A 1687-nucleotide genomic window follows, 5' to 3' on the forward strand; every position below is an offset into this window, starting at 1 on the left:
TGGGATACTCTTAAACCGTGATTAATCGGGGTAAACCCGGTACCACGGGTCAAGGTGCAATTTATTGTTGCTTGAGTGAGGGGTGGTCAAACAGCAATTGGAGTCAAGCCTACCACCCATCTTGTCTAAGCGCTCCTGGCATCCCGGCCAGGAGATCCCTAAAAGATTGAGCAAAGCTCATGCTTAGGGTCAAGCCAACCTAGCTCAACCGCATTAGCTAAACTCAAGTCCATATCTTCAAGGAATCGCGCGGTACGACGCAACAACACTGCTTGAACTTCAACCCTAGTCATAAACCGGGAGATTTCCTTGTCTGTACCACGGGCAAGGATGTTTAATGCAGCATTGTGATCAGCCTGCAACACGACCCCATTAAATCTGATAAAACTGTCCCCTTTCCTAACCCCTAATAGAGTGCCAGTTACGGAGTCAATTTGCGACGTGTAGCTTGGCTGAATTTCTGAAACTACTGAACCAGTCCAGTTAGCCCATTTTTGTAAAGAGTCTCGAATAGCTCCTTTCATCCAGCTATTCAATTTTCGAGACATTGCTAATGATTGACGTTTCCCTTTGATTGGTTGGGTTAAATCTTCCGCAAAAACTTTTAATGATTCCCCATTAAAAAGTGACCTACTTGCAGCGCCTATAATAGCTATAATTCCTGCCTGGTCTTTTCTTAAGCGACGATTTTCTGTTTTTCGGCTCAGATTATTTTCTAGTATGCGAGCTGACTTGGCAGGATCTATTTTCTCTAATTTTCTATGCAGCGCCCACAACTGGCCACGATTCCGGTTTTTCTTGACAATTCTGTCAGACTTGTTGGTCGCTAATTTACCTAAGCCCAGACCATAGGCACGACCATCCGAATCATAAAACACTTCCGTGTAACCCTTATCCACGCCCAGACAGCGACGTTCGCTGGTAACATTGACAACCCCGTAATTAACCAAGAAATGGATTTCAAATCGCTGCAACAATGGGTTGTAAATTAGCCTAATTTGCCCAGTTATTTTTCGATTAGATCTCACCAAGAGCCGATTACGTTTTCCACGACGTAGTCCGGCTAATTCTAATTGGTAGGTGTACCTATAAATACGCTTACAGGAGTAACCATCCTGTTGATAAACTATCTGATTCTTAACCCAAGAATGGCCACGTCGAAACGTTTTTCTGACAATTCGATGTAAAAACGGATCACTAAGAAAACTTGGAGTTGATAGTTGTTTGTAGCATTGACTTCGACGCTGTTCGTTTTCTTTGCCTGGAAAGCGCTTATGTAGAATTTTCCCTAATGCTTCAATACCAGCAGCTTGTTGGGCACTAATGGCTTTAGCGACATCGCTAACCGTCCATTCCATTAGTTTGGATGGTAGACCTAAAGATTCTGGAGTTCTCAAAGATCTAACCTCTGGGTAGGCTTTCCGCCAGTCGAGTCCCCAATGGCTAACGCTGCCAAGCTTGTTGTAGGACTCAGAACGAACGATGCCTAAGCGTTGCATTATGGCAAAAAGCTCAGTTTCAACTGCCATTGACATCCCAATTACTGGGACTACCTGGGTTGAAAGCTTCTTTGTTGTGCCTGATTTTTTCTTGCGCTTAGACATCGTTGGCTATTCTTGGCCTTTTTGTCTATTATACCCCAAAAAATCCCGTTTTATCCCGCTTTTTGACTACTTAATTGCAAGGC

General features: G+C 43.9%; 1 protein-coding gene. It reads right to left on the bottom strand.

Annotated elements, in window-relative coordinates; all coding sequences use genetic code 11:
• Positions 1-158: 158 nt before the first annotated feature.
• Entirely contained in the window at positions 159-1604 is a 1446-nt protein-coding gene (locus F6K38_RS41280; protein ID WP_287360628.1) for a zinc ribbon domain-containing protein, read from the bottom strand.
• Positions 1605-1687 lie beyond the last annotated feature (83 nt).

This window comes from Moorena sp. SIO3B2, from assembly GCF_010692525.1.
GTDB lineage: Bacteria > Cyanobacteriota > Cyanobacteriia > Cyanobacteriales > Coleofasciculaceae > Moorena > Moorena producens.